The 23,864-nt window shown below is 64.6% G+C and carries 21 protein-coding genes and 1 pseudogene; 10 read left to right on the top strand and 12 right to left on the bottom strand.

Features of this window, described 5'->3' with window-relative positions:
- The first annotated feature begins 26 nt into the window (after nt 1–26).
- The 6 genes from EET13_RS24050 to EET13_RS24025 are packed head-to-tail and all read left to right on the top strand — an operon-like array spanning nt 27 to nt 7,625.
- Nucleotides 27–1,094 (top strand): amidohydrolase family protein, encoded by a 1,068-nt coding sequence (locus EET13_RS24050; protein WP_176216242.1) that lies wholly within the window; start codon nt 27–29, stop codon nt 1,092–1,094.
- Nucleotides 1,091–2,311: a M24 family metallopeptidase gene (locus EET13_RS24045; RefSeq protein WP_425293722.1), complete on the top strand. Its 1,221-nt coding sequence runs from the start codon at nt 1,091–1,093 to the stop codon at nt 2,309–2,311. Before EET13_RS24050 ends, EET13_RS24045 begins: the two co-directional genes overlap by 4 nt.
- On the top strand, nt 2,301–3,419 hold the full coding sequence (locus EET13_RS24040) for a M24 family metallopeptidase (RefSeq protein WP_083134926.1): 1,119 nt from the start codon (nt 2,301–2,303) through the stop codon (nt 3,417–3,419). Before EET13_RS24045 ends, EET13_RS24040 begins: the two co-directional genes overlap by 11 nt.
- 2 nt (nt 3,420–3,421) lie before the next feature.
- On the top strand, nt 3,422–4,390 hold the full coding sequence (locus EET13_RS24035; protein WP_122444608.1) for an enoyl-CoA hydratase/isomerase family protein: 969 nt from the start codon (nt 3,422–3,424) through the stop codon (nt 4,388–4,390).
- Complete coding sequence (locus tag EET13_RS24030) at nt 4,390–6,816, top strand: CaiB/BaiF CoA transferase family protein (protein WP_244604080.1); 2,427 nt, start codon at nt 4,390–4,392, stop codon at nt 6,814–6,816. The genes EET13_RS24035 and EET13_RS24030 overlap by 1 nt, the downstream gene beginning before the upstream one ends.
- Before the next feature lie 8 nt (nt 6,817–6,824).
- On the top strand, nt 6,825–7,625 hold the full coding sequence (locus EET13_RS24025; RefSeq protein WP_122444667.1) for an SDR family NAD(P)-dependent oxidoreductase: 801 nt from the start codon (nt 6,825–6,827) through the stop codon (nt 7,623–7,625).
- A gap of 344 nt (nt 7,626–7,969) precedes the next feature.
- On the opposite strand, the gene EET13_RS24020 is transcribed toward EET13_RS24025, so the two are convergent.
- The 4 genes from EET13_RS24020 to EET13_RS24005 form a co-directional block, all read right to left on the bottom strand.
- The gene (locus tag EET13_RS24020; protein WP_122444606.1) at nt 7,970–8,809 is read right to left on the bottom strand and encodes an SDR family NAD(P)-dependent oxidoreductase; all 840 of its coding nucleotides are present in this window, start codon (nt 8,807–8,809) and stop codon (nt 7,970–7,972) included.
- An 11-nt stretch (nt 8,810–8,820) separates the two neighbouring features.
- The gene (locus EET13_RS24015; protein ID WP_122444605.1) at nt 8,821–9,672 is read right to left on the bottom strand and encodes a mycofactocin-coupled SDR family oxidoreductase; all 852 of its coding nucleotides are present in this window, start codon (nt 9,670–9,672) and stop codon (nt 8,821–8,823) included.
- Between the two features lie 23 nt (nt 9,673–9,695).
- On the bottom strand, nt 9,696–10,898 hold the full coding sequence (locus EET13_RS24010) for a cytochrome P450 (protein WP_122444604.1): 1,203 nt from the start codon (nt 10,896–10,898) through the stop codon (nt 9,696–9,698).
- Between the two features lie 198 nt (nt 10,899–11,096).
- A complete protein-coding gene (locus EET13_RS24005; protein ID WP_122444603.1) occupies nt 11,097–11,750 on the bottom strand; it encodes a TetR/AcrR family transcriptional regulator in 654 nt (217 codons plus the stop codon).
- 196 nt (nt 11,751–11,946) lie between these two features.
- On the opposite strand from EET13_RS24005, the gene EET13_RS24000 reads away from it, so the two are divergent.
- Both EET13_RS24000 and EET13_RS23995 read left to right on the top strand, forming a co-directional pair.
- On the top strand, nt 11,947–13,122 hold the full coding sequence (locus EET13_RS24000) for an acyl-CoA dehydrogenase family protein (protein WP_122444602.1): 1,176 nt from the start codon (nt 11,947–11,949) through the stop codon (nt 13,120–13,122).
- 225 nt (nt 13,123–13,347) lie between these two features.
- Entirely contained in the window at nt 13,348–14,736 is a 1,389-nt protein-coding gene (locus EET13_RS23995; protein WP_122444601.1) for an AAA family ATPase, read from the top strand.
- A gap of 15 nt (nt 14,737–14,751) precedes the next feature.
- Here EET13_RS23995 and EET13_RS23990 read toward each other — a convergent pair whose 3' ends face one another.
- From EET13_RS23990 to EET13_RS23960, 7 genes and pseudogenes are all read right to left on the bottom strand, one after another.
- On the bottom strand, nt 14,752–15,504 hold the full coding sequence (locus EET13_RS23990) for an acyl-CoA dehydrogenase family protein (RefSeq protein ID WP_122444666.1): 753 nt from the start codon (nt 15,502–15,504) through the stop codon (nt 14,752–14,754).
- Nucleotides 15,505–15,563: 59 nt separating this feature from the next.
- Nucleotides 15,564–16,652 carry an acyl-CoA dehydrogenase family protein gene (locus EET13_RS23985; RefSeq protein ID WP_122444600.1) on the bottom strand — a complete coding sequence of 363 codons (1,089 nt, stop codon included), beginning with the start codon at nt 16,650–16,652 and terminating at the stop codon, nt 15,564–15,566.
- Nucleotides 16,649–17,068, bottom strand: a complete 420-nt coding sequence (locus tag EET13_RS23980) for a nuclear transport factor 2 family protein (protein WP_122444599.1) — start codon at nt 17,066–17,068, stop codon at nt 16,649–16,651. The genes EET13_RS23985 and EET13_RS23980 overlap by 4 nt, the downstream gene beginning before the upstream one ends.
- Nucleotides 17,052–18,272 (bottom strand): metal-dependent hydrolase family protein, encoded by a 1,221-nt coding sequence (locus EET13_RS23975; protein ID WP_122444598.1) that lies wholly within the window; start codon nt 18,270–18,272, stop codon nt 17,052–17,054. Before EET13_RS23975 ends, EET13_RS23980 begins: the two co-directional genes overlap by 17 nt.
- Nucleotides 18,273–18,276: 4 nt before the next feature.
- Nucleotides 18,277–18,612 (bottom strand): hypothetical protein, encoded by a 336-nt coding sequence (locus EET13_RS23970; RefSeq protein WP_122444597.1) that lies wholly within the window; start codon nt 18,610–18,612, stop codon nt 18,277–18,279.
- A complete protein-coding gene (locus EET13_RS23965; protein ID WP_122444596.1) occupies nt 18,584–19,876 on the bottom strand; it encodes an aromatic ring-hydroxylating oxygenase subunit alpha in 1,293 nt (430 codons plus the stop codon). Before EET13_RS23965 ends, EET13_RS23970 begins: the two co-directional genes overlap by 29 nt.
- A gap of 98 nt (nt 19,877–19,974) precedes the next feature.
- Nucleotides 19,975–20,493 (bottom strand): annotated as a pseudogene (locus tag EET13_RS23960) (carboxymuconolactone decarboxylase family protein); the annotation flags it as partial.
- A 293-nt stretch (nt 20,494–20,786) separates the two neighbouring features.
- Between EET13_RS23960 and EET13_RS23955 the strand changes: the two are divergent.
- Both EET13_RS23955 and EET13_RS23950 read left to right on the top strand, forming a co-directional pair.
- Nucleotides 20,787–22,085: an amidohydrolase family protein gene (locus tag EET13_RS23955; RefSeq protein ID WP_122444595.1), complete on the top strand. Its 1,299-nt coding sequence runs from the start codon at nt 20,787–20,789 to the stop codon at nt 22,083–22,085.
- 89 nt (nt 22,086–22,174) lie between these two features.
- On the top strand, nt 22,175–23,353 hold the full coding sequence (locus EET13_RS23950) for an acyl-CoA dehydrogenase family protein (protein WP_122444594.1): 1,179 nt from the start codon (nt 22,175–22,177) through the stop codon (nt 23,351–23,353).
- 20 nt (nt 23,354–23,373) lie between these two features.
- Here EET13_RS23950 and EET13_RS23945 read toward each other — a convergent pair whose 3' ends face one another.
- Entirely contained in the window at nt 23,374–23,841 is a 468-nt protein-coding gene (locus tag EET13_RS23945) for a nuclear transport factor 2 family protein (protein WP_168990874.1), read from the bottom strand.
- Between the last annotated feature and the right edge of the window lie 23 nt (nt 23,842–23,864).

Raw genomic sequence — 23,864 nt, 5'->3', positions numbered from 1 at the left:
CCGACCCCGGCCTGCCCGAAGGGACGGTGGTGTTTTCCGCCGACAACCACATCTCGCTGGCCGCGGACATTTTCTACGAACGCTTCCCGGATGAACTGAAGGACAAGGCACCCCGCATCTGGTACGAGGACGGTGCCTATCAGGTGGGGCGCAAGGGCCAATCGTTCCTGCCGGGCGACTTCAGCGCGGTACTCATGCAATACGACGACCTGCCCGGGGCGGCAAGCACCAACATCGAGGCCCGGATCGAAGAGCTGCACGACGACGGCGTCGACAAGGAGCTGGCGTTCCCCAATGCCGTCCTGGCGCTGTTTCACTATCCCGACAAGAAACTCCGCGAGCTGGCCTTCCGAATCTACAACGAGTACATCGCGGACCTGCAAGAGCGTTCGGGTGGGCACTTCTACGGCTCCGGGCTGATCAACTGGTGGGATCCGGAGGGAACGCGGCGCACCCTAGCCGAACTGAAGTCGTTGGGGCTCAAGACATTTCTGATGCCACTCAACCCGGGCAAGGATGACGACGGCAACCCGATCGACTATGCCAGCAACTCGATGAGCCCGGTGTGGGACGAGATCGAGGCTTCCGGGGTTCCCATCAGCCATCACATCGGCGAAACACCGCCGAAGAGCCCGTGCGAGTTCAACAGTGTGGTCGTCGGGATGATGATCAACATCGACGGGTTCCGGGAAACATTCTCCAAGTACATCTTCGGTGGCATCCTGGACCGGCACCCGCGGTTGCGGATCGGCTGGTTCGAAGGCGGCATCGCCTGGGTACCGTGGGCACTGCAAGACGCCGAGCACCTGGTGGCGTCCTACCAACACATGTTCAACCGGCCGCTGGAGCACGACATCCGCTACTACTGGAACCGGCACATGAGCGCGTCGTTCATGGTCGACCCGCTGGGGCTGGAGCTGATCGACCGGATCGGCATCGACAAAGTCATGTGGTCCTCGGACTACCCGCACAACGAAAGCACCTACGGCTATTCCGAGAAGTCGCTGGCGGCGGTGGTGCAAGCCGTCGGGCCGGCCGACGCGGCCCGGATCGTCAGCGGCAACATCACCGAATTCCTGGGCCTGCAACGGTGACAACGCTAGCGCAGTTGCAGATACCCGACACTCCGGACCTGACCCGGATGCGCCGGGAAACCGGTGCGCGGCTGCGAACGGCGATGGCCGAACGCGGAATCGACGCGTTGATGCTGCTCGGCAACAGTGCTGTCGTCTACGCCACCGGAGTCAGTTGGCCCCTGGGTGACGCCGGACTCTCCTACGTCGAGCGGCCGGTAGCGGTGGTACTCGCCGACGACGAGTGGCCGCATTTGTTTCTGCCCTACCGCGCCGGCGCCTCGCAGGAGTCGGAGTTACCGTCGGATCACCTGCATGGACCGGTCTACCTCGAATTCGATGAAGGTGTCGAGCTTTTCGCCCATCAGCTGGCGGGTCTGACGCCCAACGGGGCGACCATAGCGGTCGACGAACTGACCGGCGCCATGTCGCGAGCCCGCAACCTGTTGTTCCCCAACGGCTCTCCCCAGGACGCCAGCGCCGTCGTCGGCGCCGCAAAGGTGATCAAGACCCCGGACGAATTGGCGTGCATCTGCACCGCGGTGCGGATCACCGACGAGGCGATGGTCGAGGTGCACCGGACGCTGGCGCCCGGAATTCGCCAAATCGATTTGTCAGCGCGTTTTTTGCGCCGCGCCTTCGAGTTGGGTGCCACCGCCAGCATGCTAGAACCGATCTGGCAGGTGATGCCGCAGAGCAGGGCCGAGGGCGTGTGGACCACGCACGGCGACTTGGCGCTGCCCCTGCTCACCACCGAGCGGGAACTGGCCGAGGGCGACGTGTTGTGGACCGACGTCAGCATCACCTACCGGGGTTATTGCTCGGACTTCGGGAGGACCTGGATAGTCGGACGGGACCCGGCGCCACGCCAGCAGGCTCAGTTCGACAGATGGCGAGAGATCATGGCCGCGGTGGTGGGCGTGGCCCGCGCGGGGGCGACCGCCGCCGAGCTGGGCCGGGCCGCGACACAGGCCAACGGCGGCGTCCGGCCCTGGCTGCCGCACTTCTACCTGGGCCATGGCATCGGCGTCAATGCCGCCGAAATGCCGATGATCGGAACGGATCTCGGCGACGAGTTCGACGAAGGCTTCGTGCTGCGGCCCGGCATGGTGCTGGTCCTAGAGCCGGTGGTGTGGGAGGACGGCACCGGCGGCTACCGCAGCGAAGAGGTGCTGGTGATCACCGAGGAGGGCTCGATCCGGTTGACCGACTATACCTATGACCCTTATGCCGACTGAGGTCCTGCCCGACGACCGGGCGTTGCGCCTGGGGCGCCGGCAACGGGCGCTGGAGCAGATGGCCGCGCTCGACCTCGACGTCCTGGTTCTCGGTCGGCAGGCCAACGTCCGATATGTCTCCGGCACACCGCAATTGTGGGTCGCGGGCACCCGCCCGTTTGGCCCGGCGTGCGTGCTGGTGCGCGCTACGGGCGCCGTTCATCTGCTCAGCACCTGGGATGAAGGTGTCCCCGACGACATCCCACACGAAAACCTCTACGGCATCTCCTGGAATCCGCTGACCACCATTGCGGTGTTGCGGCGCATCGAGGGAGCCGCGACAGCCCGGCGGGTGGGAACCGACGCGCTGTCACCGGTTTTCGCCCGCCTGCTGCCGACGGCTTTCCCGAATGCTCAACTGGTGGACGGCGAGTTGGCCATGCGCGCCGCGCGGCGGATCAAGACCGATGCGGAAGTGGCCGCGCTGCGTCGGGCCATCGAGGTGGCCGAATCGGGCCTGGCCGCGGCCATAGCCGAGCTGGGGCCCGGGGTTCGCGAACAATTCTTGGCCGCAGTTCTGTTGGAAGCTCTGGCCGCCGGCGGGGTGAGCACGCCCTCGAATCAGGATGTGACCTGGGTGACGTCACGCGATCACCCGTGGCGCCTGGCGCGCCGCGACGGTCACGTGCACGACGGCGACTTGGTCGCCTTTTCGGCCGGGGTGCTGGCCGGCGGCTACATCGGTGAGGTGGGTCGGACCTGGCCGGCCGGCGGTGGTGCCCGCGCCACGGCTCTTTACCGGCGCTGGGAAACCTTGTGGGACGGGCTGGTTGCGGCGTGTCAGCCGGATGCCGGCGTCAGTGCGCTGTTGGCGGCCTACGCCGCATCCGGAGAACCGGACCCACCGATGCCTGTGGCGCGGGGCTTGGGCATGGGCTTTGACCCGCCGGTCATCTCCGCGCAGCTACCGCGGACAGCGACCGACGAACGATTGGAGCCGGGAATGATTCTTGCCGTGACGGGGTACGTCTGGGAGCCGGGCATCGGTGCGGTGTTCGGCCGTGAAGCCGTGTTGATCACCGCCGACGGACCCGAAGTGCTGACCTCCAGTCCGATGTGGCGGGCATAGCGATGGCCGGATCGGATCCACCGGCGGACAAGGTTATCCGCTACGAGAAGGATCCCACGACTCGCATCGCCACCATCACGTTCGACCGGACCAGCCACCTCAACGCGCCCACCATCGCCGCCCGGTTACACTACGCCGACCTGCTGCACCGCGCGAGCATCGACGACGACGTCAAGGTGCTCGTGATTCGCGGTGCCGGAGAGGATCTCGGGTCGGGAGCCGACCTCGAGGAATTCATGGATGTCATGAATTCGGAGGATCAGAGTCCGCGACTTGCCGAGTTCCGCATCGGGGCAGACGAAGTCAAATATCCGCCGATCGGATCCTTCCGCCACGGCGCGTCGGTCAGCCAGTGGTATGCCAACCCGAACTCCGGCATTCGTGGCCTGCAGGACTTCAAGAAGATCAGCATCCTGGAGGTGAAGGGCTACTGCTACGGCTGGCACTTCTATCAGGCCGCCGACGCTGACTTGGTGATCTCCAGCGACGACGCACTCTTCGGGCACCCGTCGTTCCGGTACTACGGGTGGGGTCCGCGAATGTGGTGGTGGGCGCAGACCATGGGCATCCGGAAATTTCAGGAGATGGTCTTCACCGGAAGGGTTTTCACCGCCGCAGAGATGTATGACTGCAATTTTCTCAACAGCGTGGTGCCCCGTGACCAACTCGAAGCCGAGGTGGAGAAGTATGCGGTGGCGTGTGCGCGAAACCGGCCAACCGACACCGTGTTCATGCAGAAGATCTTCTTCGAAATCATGAAGCAGTTCCAGGGCGAGTACCTGGGCAGCCTGCTCAGCGGTTTCTTCGAATCGATGGGCAGCGGTGTGCGGGCCGACTCCGACGACCTGATGCTCGACGACGCTATGAAACAGGGGCTCGGAGCTGCGGTCAAGGACAATGACAGCCGGTTTCCTCCGGAATGGCGGCTGAGCAAGAAGCAGCGTCCCAACCGCAAGAAGAAGAAGGGTTAGTGACGGCGAAACCAGCGGTCGAGCCGCCCCTGGCCGGCTACACGGTGGTGGACCTGTCCACCGGTATCGCGGGCGCCTACTGCACCAAACTGCTGGCCGACGGCGGTGCCGGCGTGATCAAAGTGGAACCGCCGGAAGGTGATCCGCTGCGCGGCTGGTCGGCCTCGGGGGCTGTGATCGAGCCGGGCGCTGACGGGGCGCTGTTCGGCTTCCTGAATGGCGGCAAGCACAGCGTAATAGCCGATCCCGCCAGCGAGGCCGACGTCGACTTGGTGGAGACGCTGTTGGCCTCGGCTGACGCGGTGGTGTGGTCAGCCGGTTCGGCGGTCGCCGCGCGTTTCAGGCCCGCGGAGATGTGCCGCCGCCATCCGTACCTGATCGTCACGTCGATCACCCCTTTCGGACTGGAAGGCCCGTGGCGCGACCGTCCCGCGACCGAGTTCACCCTGCAGGCATGGTCGGGTGCCATAGTCGGCTTGGGACGCGGGGTCGCGGACCGGGCGCCGGTGTTCGTCGGCGGCCAGGTTGGCGAATATCTGGCCGGAGCATACGCCAGCGCTGCCACTCTGGCGTCCCGTCATCGCCAGATCGGCAGTGGAGCAGGCGAACTGATCGACATTTCTATGCTCGAAACCCAGATACTCGGGCTGACGTACTATCCGGTGACCTACTTCGAAATGCTCGGTCACCCCTGGCGGGATGCCCGCAGGCTCACCGTGCCGGGCGTGGCGCAGGCTCGAGATGGCCTGGTAGATCTTGGGTGTGGAACCGCGCAACAGTGGTTCGACCTGTGTGCGATGGTCGGCCACCCGGAGTGGATCGACGAGGACTCACCGCTGTCGATCACCGAGCAGGCCAACGTCCACGCCGACGAGATCTATGCGTGGGTGCGCAGTCGCCCGGTCGAGGAAATCCGGGAACTCGCGACAGCGTTCCGCATTCCCAACGCGCCGGTGGCCAACGGCGCGAACATCACTTCGCTGGACCACTTCCGGGAACGCGGCTCGTTCGCGACCAACCCGCGCGACGGGTTCTTGCAGCCGGGTCATCCGTATCGAATGTGGCCGGCGCGGCTTCGCCTGCCTGAGCCGGCACCCCGCCTGGGCCAACACACCAAGCGTTACCGGTCCATCCGCCCGAGTCCCAGGCCGTCGCCAGCAACTATTGCAACAGCGCCGCCGCTCAGCGGAATTCGCGTCCTCGACATGACGACATTCTGGGCCGGGCCGTGCTGCACCCATTTCCTGGCCATGCTCGGCGCCGAGGTCATCCATATCGAGTCCACACGTCGCCCCGACGGCACCCGGCTCATCGCCGGCATCCCGGTGGCAGAAGACCAATGGTGGGAGAAGTCACCGATCTTCGCGGCGCTCAACACGAACAAGAAAGACCTCACGCTGGATCTGATGAGCCCGCGTGGCCGAGAGGTGTTGCATCGGCTGATCGCAACCTGCGACGTGGTCGCGGAAAATTTCACACCGCGCGTACTGGACCAGATGGGCTTGGATTTCGCGACGGTCCAATCGATTCGTCCCGATGCGGTGATGTTGCGTATGCCGGGGTTCGGCCTCGACGGACCGTGGCGCGACAACCCGGCATTCGCCTACGTCATCGAATCTGCGGCCGGGATCAGTTGGCTGACCGGCTATCCGGACCTTCCACCGTTCGAGCCGTACTCGGTCGGTGACCCCAATTCGGGTGTGCACGCGGTGAGCGCGCTGCTACTGGCGCTCGAGCACCGCCGCCGCACCGGCCAGAGCGTGCTGGTGGAGGCGTCGATGGTGGATGCCGCGGTTAACATTGCCGCCGAGCAGATCATCGAATACACCGCCTACGGGGCAGTATTGCATCGCACCGGAAACCATGGCCCGGTAGCCGTGCCGCAGAATCTCTACCGCACCGCCGATTTCGACGAGTTCGGCCGTCTCGACAGCTGGGTGGCCGTCGCGGTCGCGACCGACGAGCAGTGGCAACATCTCTGCGCTGCGCTCGGATCACCCTCCTGGGCAACCGAACCTGCGCTGATCACCGCCGACGGCCGGCGTGCTCACGAGGACATGATCGACGACCATCTGGCGCCATGGTGTGCGTCCCGAAGCGGCGATGCGATCGTTGCGACGCTATGGGATGCCGGTGTGCCGGTGGCCAAGGTGATGCAGCCGCACCGGCAACCGGAGTTGGCACAACTGACAGCTCGCGGCTTCTTCGAGGTTCTCGATCATCCGGTGAATGGTCCGGTTAGGCTCAGCAGCATGCCGATGCGATTCTCCGGCGGGCCGTGCCGGTTCCACACCGCTCCGGCGCCGCTGCTGGGACAGCACAATCGCGAGCTGCTGACCGAGCTGGGACTGCCGGCTGCTGAGATCGCCGAGCTGGAAGCCGATGGCGTGATCGGCCGGGCGCCGGCGATGTACTCGGCAACGTGAAGTGCACCATGGCGATTAGCCCGTCGGACATCGTGCTCACCGGCCGTGTCGCGGTGGTCACCGGTGGCGGGTCGGGAATCGGGCGCGGTATCGCCGCGGGCCTGGTGGCATTCGGTGCTGCGGTGGCTATTTGGGAGCGCGACCCCGAAACGTGCATGCAAACAGCGGAATCCCTCGGAATACTGGGGATCACAACCGATGTTCGGGACGGCAATCAAGTCGACGCCGCACTGCAGCGCACCGAAACCGAGCTGGGGGTGGCGAGCATCTTGGTCAACAACGCCGGTGGCGTGTTCTCGTCGCCGCTGCTTGAGACCAGCGAAAACGGCTGGGATGCACTCTATCGCGCCAACCTAGGCCACGTGCTGCTGTGCACGCAGCGTATCGCGCGGCGCCTGGTGGCCGCTGGATTGCCGGGCAGCATCGTCAATCTGACGTCGATCGAAGGTGTGCGCGCCGCACCCGGTTACGCGGCATATGCGGCGGCCAAAGCCGGTGTGATCAGCTATACCAAGACCGCGGCTTTGGAGCTGGCACCGCACGGCGTCCGGGTCAACGCGATAGCACCGGACATCACGCTGACGGAAGGTCTGGAACTCCTCGCCGGTGGCGCGGAGATGACCGGCATCGGCAATGTAGTGCCGCTGGGCCGCCCCGGGCGTGTCGACGAAATCGCCAGTGTAGCTGTGTTTCTCGCCTCTAACATGTCGAGCTACCTCACCGGCCAGACGCTGCACGTGGACGGGGGTACCCACGCTGCGGGTGGCTGGCATCATGGGTCACGGACCGGCGACTACCGGCTGGGCTGACGGACCTGCGGCGTGGTGCGGTAGCCATTGCGCGAGCCCTGGTGCCAGCCTCGGATGCCCCACACTCGCGTGCTCACCGGGTCGACTGTTGTTGCCGCCACATCGAGTGTGCGGTGACGGCTTTGGGCGTGCTCGTAGGGAGGGAATATCGCGATCTGCCCGCCCTGGCCGCACACTGGACGCCGTCGAAGCACGCTGGACGCCGTCGAAGCACACTCGACGCCGTCCAAGCACGAGAAGCGGACTGCGAACGCGACAAGGTCGTCAAGATAGGCCGGTCGCTGTATGGCCGTCAGATGGCATGGTCTCCCTCGGCCGGTGACTGCTGTGGCCGATGGCATGCCTTAGTGGCACCAACCCTCGGCGGCCTGCTGGTCGAAGGTGCGATCGATACGCTCGAATCTGCGGCGGATGGAGGGCCGGGCGGCCTGATGCGGCAGCACATAAAGGCGGTTGGCCGCAATCGCGTCGGCCGTCAGCCGCGCGACGTCGTCGACGGTGAGGCTGTCATCTTGCGCCGGAAGCGAACCCGTCGTCCCCGTCACGTCCGGTGTCGACGACAACCCGTAATCCGCGCCGCGGATTCGTTCGGAGTTGGAGACCAGTTTGGTGTCAACGACCATGGGGCACAGCACCGAAACGCCGACTCCGCGGTCTTTGACCTCGCGGGCCAGGGTTTCGGCCAGGCTGACGACGCCATACTTGGCGACGCCATAAGCCCCGAGGCCGGCATTGGGCACCAGCCCGGCGAAGGATGCGGTGAACGCGATATGACCGCCATGTTCGAGCAGACCCGGCAAAAATGCCTCGACGGCATGAATCGAGCCCCACAGGTCGATATCGATCACCCAGCGCCAGTCGTCGTGCGTCATGTCGGCGATCGGACCCGCGACGACAATGCCGGCGTTGCTGAAGACGATGTCGACGCGGTCCAGCAGGCGGGACGCCTCGTCGGCGAGATGGGTGACTTCGCGCAGATGGCGGACGTCGCACATCACGCCGTGCGCCTCGAAGCCACCGGCACGCAGGTGCGTGACGGCCTGTTCGAGCCCGGGCTGGTCGACGTCGGCGAGCACCACAGCCGCGCCGCGACGGGCGAACTCGGTGGCGGTGGCCAAACCGATGCCGCTCGCCCCCCCGGTGATGACCGCCCCGCGCCCGGCAAATCCGGTAGATCCCGCCATGGGAAGGAACCCTATTTCAGGCAGCCGCCCGCGTCGACGGGCAGGGTGACACCGGTGATGTACCGGGATTCGTCGGAGGCCAGGAACAGCACGGCATTGCTGATGTCCTCGGCCTCGACCCACGGAATCGGCAGCGTGTGGAACATCTGACAGATCGGGGCCATGTCGTCGGGACCCGGCTTCTCCAGGTCCGGACGGAACAACTTCCACGTCCCCTCATTCATGATCATCGCGGTGCTGACATGCGTCGGATGCACCGAATTGACCCGAATCATGTGCTGTCCCAACTCGACGGCGAACGACCGCATCAGGCCCACCACACCGTGCTTGGCGGCGACATAGTTGCCGCAATGCGGATAGGCCTTCATGCCGCCCACCGAACTGGTCAGGATGATCGACCCGCCGTTGCCACCGGCCAGGACATGCGGCACACCGGCTTTGACCGTCTTCCACACACCCGACAGATTGACGTCGATCATCTCCTGCCAGTCGTATTCGGTGGTCTTGTCCAGGGTGTCGCCGCCGTTGCCGATGCCGGCGTTGGCCACGATGATGTCCAGACGGCCCAATTGTTCGACGCCCGTATCCACCGCGGCTTTGAGTGCGTCGTAGTCGCGCACGTCGACCTCGGCCGTGAAGATTCTGCGGTTGAGGCCCTTGACGAGATCGGCTGTCTGCGCCAGGTCTTCGGGAGTCGACGGTGGGATAGCGGTGTGGGCCACGATGGGTTTGCACACGTCGATGGCGATGATGTCGGCGCCTTCCTGCGCCAATCGCACCGCGTGGCTGCGGCCCTGACCGCGCGCCGCCCCGGTGATGAAGGCGACCTTTCCCTCGACACGGCCTTGACGGTCTTCGGCCATGTTTACCTCATTTCTCAAGTGACTCAGCCGATGACGACCGGCATGGTCTCCCAGCCCCGCACCGTGGAGGTGGGGGACAGCTTTGCCTGGCTGAGGTCGACATCCCATTCGGGGAATCGCTTCAGGATCTCCTCGAGTGCGATCCGTCCCTCCAGTCGGGCCAGCGCCGAGCCGAGACAGTAGTGGGTACCGACGCTGAACGTCAGGTGTTGACGCGGTTCGCGCCGGATATCGAAAACGTCTCCGTCAGGTGGGAATTGGCGGTGGTCGCGGTTGGCAGCTCCGATGAGCATCATCATGACGCTGCCCTTGGGCACCTGCTGGCCGTAGTACTCGACGTCACGGGTCACATACCTGGCCACGTGCGGAGCAGGCGGCTCATATCGCAACAATTCCTCGACGGCCTGCGGAATCAACGACGGGTCGTCGACCAGCGCACGCCGCTGATCCGGATGTTCGGCCAGTACCTTTCCCGCCCAGCCGATAAGCCGGGTGGTGGTCTCATTGCCCGCTCCGGAGACGACGCTGACATAGATGAGAAGTTCGTCGCGTCGGAGCCGGCGCACCGTCCCGGTCTCGTCTTCGAACTCGACGTTGAGCAGTTCGGTCATGATGTCGTTGGCGGGATGCGCGGCGCGCCAATCGATGTACCGGGCAAAGAAGTCGCCGCTGACCATGCCGTCGGTCGATGCCTTCATCGGCTGACCGGCCTCGGTGCGCAGCTGGGCGTTGGCGAAATCCCTTGCAGCTTCTTGGTCTTCCTCCGGAACACCCAGCAGCATGCCGATGACTCGCATCGGCATCTGGGCTCCGAGGTCGGCAACGAAATCGAACTTTCCGGAGCCCACCAGCGGATCCAAGCTGCGCGAACAGAATTCGCGGATCTGCGGCTCGAGATCGCTGATCTTTCGCGGAGTGAACATGCGCGACAACAACTTACGGTGAACGTCGTGAATGGGCGGGTCCTCGAATACCAGTACACCCGGCGGGATGTCGAGGTTGGCCTTGATGATTTCCAGGATCGCGCCCCTGGCCGAGCTGAACGTCTGATAGTCGACGATCGCCCGTTCGACGTCGGCGAACCTGCTCAGCGCGTAGAAGTCGTGCCGGGCGTTGTAGTACAGCGGCGTCTCGTCGCGGAGCCTTCGGAACATCGGGTAGGGGTCGGCGTTGAGCTTTACGTCGTACGGATCGAAATACACATCGCTATCTGCGGTGACTGTCACGGGTTATCGCCTCTCGCCGGAACGCGCTCACCCGTTCCCCCGCGGGAGCGCGAATCGTGCCGCATCTGAACTCTGTCATCACTGGCCAATGAGTGTCAACGCCGGATTCGTTTTTGCCATTGAGAATTCTTAATCCAAGAGAATCAAGTTCTCAACTGGTTCGGTTGGTGAGCCCAGATTGCGATATTCGTTGGACAGTTACGCGCCGGCGAAGCCGCGTGAACAGAAGTCCCATACCTCCTCGGCGGTGATCGGATGGGCGGTGGCCTCATCCTTGCCGCCGCTGGACTGCGCGATGAACATGACGGTTTGCATGGTCATAGCGGCCATCCGCCGAGGATTGACTTCGGTGCGCAGCTTGCCGGCCTTGCCGGCGTCTTCCATCAGCTCGGTCAGCAACGCCAGCAGGGGCGCGTGAGCGACCTTGACCTCGGCCGGATGCGTAACAAGCAAGCGTGGCGCAAAGTCGGTGAACAGGGGCCGCTGGGCCGTGGGGTCGGGGCGGGAGGCCTCGTACAGCAGCTCGACGGCGACCTTCAGCCGGTCCAGCGGGTCGGCATGGCCTTCGGTGGCGGCGCGGATCTGATCGGCCGAACGACTCAGCGCATCCTCGAACAGCGCTAGCAGCAGCTCGTGTTTGCCGTCGAACTGGAGATAAAAGCTCCGCAACGACTGGCGGGATCGGTCCACGACTTCCTGGACGGTGAAATCAGTGCTGCCCTTTTCGATGATGATCGCCTGCGCGGCGTCCAGAAAGCGCTGAACCCGCTGTGCCGCGCGCAATTTCGCGGTCTTGATAGAGCGTTCGACGGCGCGCTGCTTCCAGGCCGGCTCTTCGCTGGCATTGGTCACGGGCGGCTCTGATGACTGCCGCGGGGACAAGACATGGTTGGACTGTACCGGAGAACGCCGTGGCATCGCTGCGCTCGACCTCCTCACGGGCTTGTCGACGATGTCTTGGAGATTGTAACTGCCTCGTGACGAGAATACTATTCTCTCACCCGCGTGTTTGGCAGCGCAATCAAGAGAGCGGGTGCCCAGGAGTGCCGTGCAGCTGACCTTTGATGCCGATGTCGAGGCATTTCGTCGTGAGTTCGTCGCGTTTCTCGACCATCATCTGCCCGACGAAGCTGCCGGGATGCAGCGGCCCCGGTCGTGCTCACATGTGCCGGAGTGGGCGCGCCGGTGGCAGCAGGTGCTGTTCGACAATGGGTGGCTGCTGCCGGGCAATCCGCCGGAGTTCGGTGGCCGCAACGCATCGCTCTTGCAGCAGTATGTGTATTCGGAGGAACTGGCCAGGCGGCGGATTTATCGCAGCTTCAACCCTCAGGGTGTGGGGATCATCGCCGAATCCTTGCTGTCATTCGGAACTGAGGAGCAGAAGCGGCGCTGGGCCGTGCCGATTCTGCGGGCCGAGATGACAGCGTCGCTCGGGATGAGCGAACCCGGCGCCGGTTCGGATCTGGCGTCACTGAAAACCCGTGCGGTGCTCGACGGTGACCACTTCGTGGTTAACGGACAGAAGGTATGGACGTCGGGCGCTCACGACGCCGACGTGTTGCTGACCTTCGTGCGTACCGAGCCCCACGCGCCAAAACACAAGGGAATCAGTGTATTGCTGATCCCGACGGGCACTCCCGGGGTGCTTCGACGACCATTTCCGTCGGTGTGCGGTCACAACGATGTCGAGTTCAACGAGGTGTTCTTCACCGATGTGCGGGTACCGGCCGAAAATTTGGTAGGAGAGCTCAACGGGGGCTGGCGGGTGGCAACCGGTTCGCTCGGCCACGAACGCGTCATGCTCTGGCTGGGATACGCAAACCTCTTGGGCGAGATGACAATCGATTTCATTCCATCGGATGTGCTGCAGCTCGACCGTTACGCCACCCTGGTGATGGACACTCACGCGATGCGGCTGCTGGGATCTGCGGTGCTGGCCCGGGCCGCGCGCGGCGACGAAGATGTGCCCGCGCAATCGGTGCTCAAGCTGCTCGGTTCGGAGGCATTGCAGCGTGCTTCGGAGGATGCGCTGAGCGCCGCGGAAGCCGACGGGCTCCGACACCCTTCGGTGACAGCTCCATTCGCGCCGCTGAACCTCGACGACCACTACGGCAGCTGGTTCGACCGGTATGCGCGCAGCTTCGCCGGCACCATCGCCGGTGGCACCTCGGAGATCCAGCGCAACATCATCGCCGCGCGGATACTCGGTCTGCCGCGCAGTTAGCCCGTTGCGAGTGTGAACGGCACGACGCCGCGCCGGCGTGTTGTGTCGCGAGATTGGTGGTCGCGGCTCAGCGGGCGGCCAGCGGAGGCCGGCCAGCCAACTCGGCCCTGATGACGTTGCGCCACGGTCGAATCCGACTGGGCCGCAAATTCGTTTGACCGCCGCCCGCCACGGGTGCGATCCTGTTCAACTGCCCTTGTCTCGAATGCAACCATCAGAAAGCCGATGAAACTCACCCATGACGATCTGGTCGAGCTGACCGCCGGACCCACCGGCGGCGCCGATGCGTGCCGCCGGCCGATCACCGACGTCAACGCCTGGCTCGACGGTCTGGACTGGGATGTGCGTCCGGCGCTACGTGCACTTGGTGAGTTGCTGGTTGGCGTCGCCGAGCGCGAGGGCGCTGAAAACGCCGACCGGTTCACCGCCCGCTGCCTGGGCGTGGCCGATTGCGGGCACTTGCTGGATGAGCAACGCGAACTCAATCCGGTGGCCCGGTTGACCACTGCGCTGGTGTTGGCTGAGTGGATTGATGAGCACGCAGAGGTCTGCGAGATCGGTCCGGGCGAGTGTGCCCACCCGCCCAAGTGGACGCAGACCGAGATCAGCGGGCAACGTTACCGTCACCCCCTGTGTTTGAGTGTGCACTTCCCCGCTGGGACGCTGCTCGACGGCGCCGGATGCGTCATCCGCATCGAAACACGTGAAAACGTAATGTACTCAGCCGAAGTGAGCGCGTACGTGACTCCCGACAACCAGGCCCGGGCTCGCGCGGTTTTGGACCGGCTCGCCGAACGGGCGAACGAACTCAACCCGTACCGGGGCCGCGCGGTACGTGCCACCAATAGACACGGGCTGAGCTTGACGGTCATCGACCTGCCCTCGACCGCGACCCGTCAGAACGTGATCGTCGCAGACGAGGTGTGGGCCGAGGTCGACCTCGGCGTGATCGCCGTGCGCGACCGTCACGGCCTCCTTAACGCACACAGCCTCGGCGCGCGGCGCGGTGTATTGCTGTGCGGCCCGCCCGGCACCGGGAAGTCGGCGGTGACCGCTGTGGTCGCCAGGGAAGTCGTCGGCCAATTCACCGTCATCTACGTCGAGGCGAAGGCCGGTGCGCAGCTGCTGACCGCTGTCGTGGAGGAAGCGCAGCGTCTCGGCGGACCGGTGCTGCTCGTTCTGGAAGATGTCGACCTGTGGTGCCGGGACCGCTCCAGCACCGATGCCGGACTGTCGGAGCTGTTGCAGGCCATGGACATTGAACCCGATGCTCGCATCCTGACGCTGGCCTCCACCAACGACGCTGCCACCCTGGACAAGGCGGCTATTCGCACCGGGCGGTTCGATTCCGTTATCGAAGTCGGCTACCCCAGCCGCGCCGATGCCGCCCGCATCCTGACGGCGCTGCTCCGCGACCTTCCCGGCGGCCGCACCGTCGAAGCCGCCACGGTCGTGGCCGCGCTGCCCGAGAACACCAGCGGCAGCGACATCCGCGAAATCGTGCGCCGGGCCGTGCTGTCCGGAGACGACGGAAACGTCAGCACCGCAACGCTGCTCGCGGAGGTAGGCAACGGTCGCTATCGAGCTCAGGCGCCGGCCGGGATGTACCTCTGATACGAACTCGGCCTTTCAAAGCTGACCCAACCGGGGGGCAAAACCGTTGGTGCGCAGGGACACTCCGGCATCCCGCACGAGTTCATGCGAGCTTCCCAGCAGCCCGTCGAGCACCAGCGACCGCTTGACATGGCGATGCAGCTGGTGTTCGGCGGTGAAGCCTATGCCGCCGAGCACCTGCTGGCAATGACGCGCGACGACCCGTGCGGCCCGGCCGGCTGCGGCTTTGGCCAGCAGGCATGCGAACTCGTCGGGCTCGTCGGTGGCGGCCTGCACGGTGGCTTCGGCACCTTCGATGGCGACGAGCGCCTCGGCCAACCGGTGCCGGACGGCCTGGAAGGAAGCGATGGGCCGCCCGAACTGCGCCCGGTCCAGCGCGTGCCGGCGGGCCAGTGCCAGCATCGCCCGGCTGGTGCCTACCAGCCACCAGCCCAGCGCCCGCCGGCCCGCGGCCAGCGCCACCGAGGGAACTGAATCAGATTGTGCCACACGGTGTATCGGCAGCTCGTCATCCAGCGTCGACGCCCCAAGGTCACCTCGCTCCCACAGCACCCACGAACCCCCGGCGAATGGCAATGCCACGGTGCCCCCACCCGGGCGCCCGGACGCATGCAGCACGACGTCATTGATCACGGGTGCGTGTGCTCCTGTCTCACCAAGTAGTCGGAACACCAGAGAAGTGGCGAAATAAGACGCTTCTTCGAGCATATCCAGCCAGCCCAAGTTGGCCAGCGCCGCATCGAGGCGGCACCCGGACGCCGCGGACATCGTCGTTCGCAGCGAGTCGGTCAGCAGGCGCAGCGACTCGGAATCGGTTGGCTCCACCGCTATTCCCTCCCGAGGTCGAGCAACCGGCGGGCGATGATGTTGCGCTGAATCTCGGCGGTACCGCCGTAGATGGTCGCCGCCCGCGCGTACAAGTACTCCGAACGCCAGGGTGTGTCGTCGAGCTCCAGCGTTCCGGGCAGCAGGTCACGGACCGTGTCGTAGAGGCGTTGCTCGGCGGTCGCCAACAGCACCTTGTCGATCGAGGTCTCTGGCCCGAGTCGCGTGCCGCCGGCAACTCTGTGCTGGGTGGCGCGGGATCGGCAGCGCAGCGTGTGCAACGCGAGATAGGCTGCACCAAGCGCTGATTCGTCGGGATCGTCAGCCTCGGCGATCAGCGCGTCCAATCGGGAATACAGGTAGGCGATTCGTTGCCAGAAGCAGGTCGAGCGCTCATGGGGCAACAGGTCCATCGCGACCCGCCAGCCGTCTCCCGGGCGCCCGAGCATCCGGCCGGCCGAAACCACCACGTCGTCGTAGTAGACCTCGCAGAATTCATCGACACCGTGCATGGTGCGCAGCGGGCGAACGGTGATGCCGGGCGTGTCCAGATCAACCAGAAACGCGGTAAGTCCCGCGTGCCCCGGCGCGGTGCGGGTGAGCAGGATGCACCGGGTGGCGAATTGCGCAAAGCTGGTCCAGACTTTCTGCCCGTTGACAATCCAGTCGTCCCCGTGCGGGGTGGCGCGGGTGGACAACGACGCCAGGTCGCTGCCAGACCCAGGCTCCGAAAAGCCCTGACACCAGTGCTCACGTCCGCTCAGCAGCCGCGGAACCAGCTGTGTGGCGAGTTCTGTTGGCGCATAATCGATCATCGTGGGCGCGAGGACCTCGACCATCGAATACGGACCCGGTTCGGCCAGACGGCGACCGACCACCTCCTCGCCGACGATCGCGCGCAGCAGCGCGGGTCCGCCCCACCCGCCGACGTCGACCGGCCAGCCGTAGCGCATCCAGCCGGCATCGTACAAAGCGCGGTGGACACGGGCGAGTTGCCGCATCTGCGCGTGCAGGGAGTGGTCGGGCCCGGGTGTCAGATCGTGGTCGTCGAGCCATGCGCACAGGTCGGCCCGGAACTGCGCGACATTCACGGTGCCGGACGTCCGACGGCGTGCGGACGTCCGGAGTCGTGCACGCCGTTACGCCGAATGAACGTCATCGCTCGGGTTTTCAGCCGCCAGCCGGCGGCGGTGCGCACGTAGGTGTCGCGGTAGTAGCCGATGCGCATATCGTGGGTGGCTTGTTCGACAAAGCACAGCGGCTGGGTACCGGTGCCTGCGTCACCGTCGAGTTCCAGCAACGCGGTTCCGGTGAGGAACAGGCCCTTTGGGGCCGCGGCCACCAGTTCCGGCAACCTGTCGAGGTGATAGGTGTCGCCGAATGCGCTGTAGGTCCCGTCGGGTGTGAAGACGCTCAGCAGCCCCTCGATGTCTTCCTGGGTGATGGTGACGGCATACCGTGCCAGCAACTGCTGGATCTCAACCAGGTCGTCAGTTCTGCTGGACATAAACTTTGCCGCCTTTCATGACGAAGCCGACGCTGCGGGTAACGGTGATGTCTTGCAACGGGTTTCCTGGCACCGCAATGATGTCGGCAAGCGTGCCCACGGCGAGCCTGCCCCGGTCGGTCACATTGATCAGCTCGGCTGCGGTCACCGTGGCCGCCCGCAGGGCGGCCAGCGGCGGGATGCCCCACTCGACGAGGGTGACCAGCTCGTCGGCGTTGCGGCCGTGCGGTATCGCCGGCGCGTCCGTGCCGACGGCGATCTTCACGCCGGCGTGGTAAGCGGCCACTATCGAGGTGCGGGCACTCGGGAACATTTCGGCGGCCTTGGCCTGTAGCTCGGGTGGGGCGTGGGAAATGTCCATCGCGTTGCCGTCGGCCAGACGGCGCGTGCTCACCAGAAACGTGCCGTGCTGCACCATCATCGCGATCGCCTCGTCGTCGACGAGGAAGCCATGCTCGATGCAGTCGATCCCGGCGGCGACGGCGTGCTTGACCGCGTCCGCGCCGTGCGTGTGCGCGGCGACCCGCAGGCCGCGCCGGTGCGCCTCGTCGACGATGGCACGCAGTTCGTCGTCGGAATAGTGTTGTGCGCCAGGCGGCCCGGTCATCGACATCACTCCGCCCGAACAGCAGACCTTGATCAGCTGGGCGCCATGCTTGATCTGGTAACGCACCGCCTTGCGGATCTCGTCGACACCGTTGGCGATGCCTTCCTCGACGGTCAGGTCCAGCACATGCGGCGCGAAGGCGGCGAACATCGTCGGGTCCAGGTGCCCGCCGGTGGGCGTAATAGCGTGGCCGGCAGGCACAATTCGAGGTCCGTCGATCCAGCCCGCATCGATGGCCTTGCCCAGCGCGACATCGAGCAGGTACCCGCCAGTCTTGACGAACAGGCCCAGGTTGCGCACGGTGGTGAACCCGGCGCGCAACGTGCGGCGGGCATTTCCCACCGCCCGCAACACCCGCGTCGGCGGGTCATCCTGCACCTGTGACAAACCGGGCTTCTCGCCGCGTCCGCCCATGAGCAGATTGACTTCCATGTCCATCAGCCCGGGCAGCAGGATCTGGTCGCCGAGATCGATGACCTTACCTGTGGAATCGCCACCGATGCGGGCAATCCGGTCGCCGTCGACCCGCACTACGCCGGGCCGGACGATCTCGCCGGCGTCGACGTCCAGCAGCCCGGCAGCCCTGACCGTTATCACCTTGTCAGATCACCGGCTCCTTGATCAGTTCCACCCACGCGGCGCCGCTGTCGGGTACCCGCGGCTGCTTCCAGGCCTCCACCGGAAACGACACCATGATCAGCGATTGCATCACGTGCATCAGCGTCCGCGCGTCCTCGGGCAGCTCGTCGAGTGGGTATTTGTCACAGTAGGCGATCGCGTCGTTGAGTCGGTGGAACGCGGCATCGTAGAACGCCTGCATCTCCAGCATCGAGGACGCCAACCGCTTGGCGTAGCGCTCGGGCTCGCTGGCCAGGTCCCAGTCCAAATACGGTTCGAGGTCAGCGAATTCAGCGGGCAGCGTGCGTGGCGTGGCCATTGTTGCGGTACTCCTTGACGTAGTCTCCGGTCATCTTGTGCAGATGGCGAAGCAGGATCTCCTGATCGCACAGCGGAAAGTCGGTGACAACCTTGGTGCCGATCATGGTCTGGGTGGCCTCCAGGGTGTTGGCGTCCTGCAGCGCGTATTCCTTGAAGGTCACCGCGGCCAGCTCTTGGGCCAGTCGTTCGCGTGCGTTTCGCGGGGGCACGAAGTACAGGCTGGTCTCGAAGATGTGCTTGTCCACGGTGGTCGGCCAATAGTGGTAGGTGAGATACCACCCCGGCGCCCAGATCAACAGCATGAAGTTGGGGAAGAACAGAAAAGAGTCGATGCCCCACTGCTTGGCCTTGCACGGGTTGACGCCCGGCGGCAGCTCGCCGAACTCATTGATCACGTCGGGCCGGTCCCAGGGACCGAACAGCCCGCTGCGCAACACCCGGTCCATGGGTTTGACCATGCTCAGGTCGGCAGGCGGCGACTGACCGCCCCAGACCGAGATCATCGCGTGCGGGCCCGTAATCTCGTAGTGCAGCGCCTCGAATCCGTACTTCATCATCTTGGCAGCTTCATCCTTGGTGTACTGGCCCTGATGCAGTACCGGCGCATGGTAGAACTCCGCGAACGCGTCGATGAACAGCTTCCAGTTGCTGCTGACTTCGGCCTTGTACGAATAGACTTCGGTCATCTCGTGAAAGGGGTATCCTTCCAGGCCCTTGGCCATCGTGCCCAGATATTCGGCTAGCGGGGCAGCTTCCGGATCGAGGTTGACGAAGACGAACCCCTCCCATACCTCGCAGCGCACCGGCTTGAGGCCGTATTGGCTCTTGTCGACGTCGAAGAACTCGTCCTCCTGCTGAATGAAGGTCAATTCGCCGTCGAGGCTGTAACGCCACGCGTGGTACTTGCAGGTGAACTGCCGGCAGGTGCCGGCGGTCTCTTCGTGCGGAAAGTCGTTCCACACCAGCTTGTTTCCGCGGTGGCGGCAGATATTGTGGAATGCCCGGATCACGCCGTCCTTGCCCTTGACGACGATCACCGACATGCCGGCACCGGCCGACGGCAGCTCCTTGGTGAAGTAGCTGCCGGTGCGGGGCAGGCGTTCGACGCGGCCGATGTTGAGCCAGGTGCGCCCGAAGATGGCCCGCTGTTCGTCGGCGAAGTACTGCGGGTCGATCGAATCGGTGTAGTTGACGGGTGCGGTGCCCAGTTCGGGATAGTTTTGCGTCCAGCTGCCGGCGGCTGGTTTGGTGAAATGGGGCAAGGCGCTACCTCTCCTGTTTCGAGTCCTGTTTCGAGTCCTGTTTCGAGTCCTGTTCGAGTCCTGTTTCGAGTCCTGTTCGAGTCCTGTTTCGAGTCCTGTTCGAGCTCCACGCCAAAAGTGTTGAAGGCCATGGCCAGTAGCGCGTAGCAGCCGACCGTGAAGACGTAGTCCATGCGCTGGCGGTCGTCGAGGCGTTCGCCGAGAGCGGCCCAGGTCTCGTTGGACAACCGCGACTTCTCGTCGAGCTCGTCCACCCCGGTCAGCACCGCGCGTTCGAAGTCGTCGGCGGCTGCACCGCGGCGGACGGCGGCCACCTCGTCTTCGCTGATTCCGGCCTGTCGGGCCAGCGATACGTGATGGGTCCACTCGTAGGCGCAGGCGCGTCGATGCGCGATCCGCAGGATGGCCAGCTCGCGGACCCGGGGCGGCAATGTGGAGGCGAACAACAGGTGCATGTTGAACCTCAGGAACGCCTTGGCCAGCGCCGGGTGATTGGCGAACGTCGACAGCGCGTTGCCGGCGTCGTGCGGATTGCAGCGTTGCGGGGACAGCATGCCCGAGAGCGATTGCCGGACAGCCTCATCCCACTGGTCGGCCGGCAGCGGCGGCAGACGCATCCGACGGCCTCCTCTCAGCGCGTTGTTCGAGTCCCTCTCTCATGCGGAGAATTAGATTCTCATTTCCAGCTAATAGACTTGCACGATTCGTTTCCGGGGTCAATGCCGGTGGTCCTCGCGGCACAGCGGCACCGGCCCACACGGCTCGCTGAATGTTGATTCTCACTACGCGAGAAGATAGTTTCCAACTATAGAGAGCTTGGAGGCAGACGGCTCGCCGATGCCGGCTCGCTGGCCGCGCGTGAAGATACGCGTGAAGATGCTCCAAGGACCCAACGGAGAGGGGTACGGCCATGAACAAAGAGGACATGGTCCTGATCAGCGTCGACGACCACACCGTCGAGCCGCCGAACATGTTCAAGAATCACCTGGCATCGAAATACCTCGACGACGCCCCGAGGCTGGTGCACAACCCCGACGGCTCGGACATGTGGAAGTTCCGCGACACCGTCATCCCCAACGTGGCGCTCAACGCGGTGGCCGGCAGGCCCAAGGAGGAGTACGGCATCGAGCCCACGGGCCTGGACGAGATCCGGCCGGGTTGCTACAACGTCGACGAACGCATCAAGGACATGAACGCCGGGGGGATCTTGGCCTCGATCTGCTTCCCGTCCTTCCCCGGCTTTGCCGCCAGGCTGTTCGCCACCGACGATCCCGATTTTTCGATCGCGCTGGTGCAGGCCTACAACGACTGGCACATCGACGAATGGTGCGGTGCGTATCCGGCGCGGTTCATCCCGATGGCGATCCCGGTCATCTGGGATGCCGAGGCGTGCGCGGCCGAGGTGCGGCGGGTGTCGAAAAAGGGTGTGCACGCGCTGACCTTCACCGAGAACCCGGCGGCGATGGGCTACCCCAGCTTCCACAACGAGTATTGGAATCCGCTGTGGAAAGCGTTGTGCGACACCAACACCGTGATGAACATCCACATCGGGAGCTCGGGCAGGCTGGCTATCACCGCGCCCGACGCGCCGATGGACGTGATGATCACCCTACAGCCGATGAACATCGTGCAGGCTGCCGCGGACCTGTTGTGGTCGCGGCCCATCAAGGAATATCCCGATCTGAAGATCGCGCTGTCGGAGGGCGGCACCGGTTGGATTCCGTATTTCCTGGAGCGCGCCGACCGTACCTTCGAGATGCATTCCACGTGGACCCACCAGAACTTCGGGGGCAAGCTGCCCAGCGAGGTTTTCCGTGAGCACTTCCTGACCTGCTTCATCAGCGACAAGGTGGGTGTGGCGCTGCGCAACATGATCGGAATCGACAACATCGCCTGGGAGGCCGACTACCCGCACAGCGACTCGATGTGGCCGGGCGCGCCCGAGGAGCTGTGGGATGTATTGTCGCTCAACAACGTTCCGGACGACGAGATCAACAAGATCACTCACGAGAATGCGATGCGCTGGTACTCGTTCGACCCGTTCCCCCATGTTCCTCGGGAACAGGCGACGGTCGGGGCGCTGCGCAAGGCCGCCGAAGGGCACGACGTGTCTATTCGGGCGCTCAGTCACCACAAGGACACCCGCTCGGGTTCGTCGTTCGCGGAATTTGCCGCTAGCGCGAAAGAACTCACCGGCAACAAGGACTGAGGCCGCCTCATGGTGGCGAGCAGACGCAAAAGCCCCGACACGCTCGGCGTGTCGGGTGCTTCTGCGTCTGCTCGCGCGCGGGAGGTGGCATGGATTTCGAGCTGACCGATGACCAGGAACTGATTCGCCGGTCGGTGGCGGAATTGGCGGGCAAGTTCGACGACCACTACTGGATGGAAAAGGACCAGGCGCACGAGTTTCCGACGGAGTTCTACAACGCCGTAGCTCGGGGTGGTTGGCTGGGCATGACGATTCCGGTCGAGTACGGTGGGCACGGCCTGGGCATTACCGAGGCGACGATATTGCTCGAGGAAGTCGCCAAATCGGGCGGTGGCATGAACGCCGCCAGCTCCATTCACCTGTCCATCTTCGGCATGCAACCGGTCGTGGTGCACGGATCGGCGGAACTCAAGGCGCGCACGCTGCCGCGGGTCGCAACCGGCGAGGTACATGTGTGCTTTGGAGTGACCGAACCCGGTGCCGGGCTGGACACCTCGCGCATCACCACGTTCGCGAAACGCGCCGGTGATCGCTATCTCGTCAACGGACGCAAGGTGTGGATCTCCAAGGCGATGGAGTCCGACAAGATCCTGCTGCTGACCCGCACGGAGTCGCTCGGCGACGTCAAAAGACGGGGCGCCAAGAAGACCGAAGGGATGACGCTTTTTCTCACCGACCTCGACCGCAGCCGGGTCGACGTGCGCCCGATCCGCAAGATGGGCCGCAATGCCGTCAGCTCCAACGAGTTGTTCATCGACAACCTCGAAGTACCGGTGGAGAACCGAATCGGCGAGGAAGGCAAGGGTTTTCAATACATCCTGGACGGGCTGAACCCGGAGCGGATGCTCATTGCCGCCGAGGCGCTCGGCATCGGCAGAGCCGCCCTGGACAAGGCGGTCAAGTACGCCACTGACCGCGAGGTGTTCGGCCGGCCGATCGGCATGAACCAGGGCATCCAGTTTCCGCTGGCCGATTCGCTGGCCCGCCTGGACGCCGCTGAGCTGATGTTACGTAAGGCGACGTGGCTCTACGACAGCGGCAAACCGTGTGGGCGCGAAGCGAATACCGCCAAGTACCTGTGCGCAGACGCTGGTTTCACCGCGGCCGACCGGGCGCTGCAAACCCACGGCGGTATGGGGTATGCCGAGGAGTACCACGTGGCGCGTTACTTCCGCGAGGCCCGCCTGATGAAGATCGCACCGATCAGTCAGGAGATGATCCTGAATTTCCTTGGGGAGCACGCCTTGAAGCTGCCGAGGAGCTATTAGCGGGCGCCGTCGGGCGCGACTCAGGTGTTGCTCTGGTCTATTCCGAGGACCCAGCGGCTGAATCGCCATACGCCGTGCTGCTTGACTGCCGTGAAGTCGTAGCAGGCCGTCAAGTCGGCGGTGGGTGGGCCGCCGTCACGGATGGCGAAAACCTGGACATAGCAGTGGCCGGTCGCTTCGGTGGCGGTTTGGCTCGTGAACCACACCGAATCGATCGCGTGCCGACGTCGGTTGTTCTCGGCGTTGAACGCCGCTTTCCGTGCTGCTGCAAGGGATGCCACCGTGTCCATGTCGGCCGACAGGGTGTGGTCTTCTTGCACCAAGAACAGCTCCGGTGACTCGGTGAACAAGCCGCGATGCTCGTCGAGGTGGTCTTGGTCGTAAAGGTAGGCGTAAGCGCCCAGCAAATTGATGATCGCCAAGCGGTCGGCAGCATCGAATGTCGCATCTCCGGCGTCCATCGTTTCGACCGGCGTCGTGTTCAACATGGGTTCCTCCTCAATCTCACTGT

It is taken from the genome of Mycobacterium attenuatum (assembly GCF_900566085.1).
GTDB classification, from domain to species: domain Bacteria; phylum Actinomycetota; class Actinomycetes; order Mycobacteriales; family Mycobacteriaceae; genus Mycobacterium; species Mycobacterium attenuatum.
This window is presented reverse-complemented; position numbering and strand designations above follow the sequence as displayed.

Bases quoted from the DNA above. Each gene is read 5' to 3' on its own strand.
- EET13_RS24040 (WP_083134926.1), top strand. From the start codon at position 2,301: ATGCCGACTGAGGTCCTGCCCGACGACCGGGCGTTGCGCCTGGGGCGC.
- EET13_RS24035 (WP_122444608.1), top strand. From the start codon at position 3,422: ATGGCCGGATCGGATCCACCGGCGGACAAGGTTATCCGCTACGAGAAG.
- EET13_RS24025 (WP_122444667.1), top strand. From the start codon at position 6,825: ATGGCGATTAGCCCGTCGGACATCGTGCTCACCGGCCGTGTCGCGGTG.
- EET13_RS24020 (WP_122444606.1), bottom strand. From the start codon at position 8,809: ATGGCGGGATCTACCGGATTTGCCGGGCGCGGGGCGGTCATCACCGGG.
- EET13_RS24015 (WP_122444605.1), bottom strand. From the start codon at position 9,672: ATGGCCGAAGACCGTCAAGGCCGTGTCGAGGGAAAGGTCGCCTTCATC.
- EET13_RS23995 (WP_122444601.1), top strand. From the start codon at position 13,348: ATGAAACTCACCCATGACGATCTGGTCGAGCTGACCGCCGGACCCACC.
- EET13_RS23990 (WP_122444666.1), bottom strand. From the start codon at position 15,504: ATGTCCGCGGCGTCCGGGTGCCGCCTCGATGCGGCGCTGGCCAACTTG.
- EET13_RS23980 (WP_122444599.1), bottom strand. From the start codon at position 17,068: ATGTCCAGCAGAACTGACGACCTGGTTGAGATCCAGCAGTTGCTGGCA.
- EET13_RS23970 (WP_122444597.1), bottom strand. From the start codon at position 18,612: ATGGCCACGCCACGCACGCTGCCCGCTGAATTCGCTGACCTCGAACCG.
- EET13_RS23955 (WP_122444595.1), top strand. From the start codon at position 20,787: ATGAACAAAGAGGACATGGTCCTGATCAGCGTCGACGACCACACCGTC.
- EET13_RS23950 (WP_122444594.1), top strand. From the start codon at position 22,175: ATGGATTTCGAGCTGACCGATGACCAGGAACTGATTCGCCGGTCGGTG.
- EET13_RS23945 (WP_168990874.1), bottom strand. From the start codon at position 23,841: ATGTTGAACACGACGCCGGTCGAAACGATGGACGCCGGAGATGCGACA.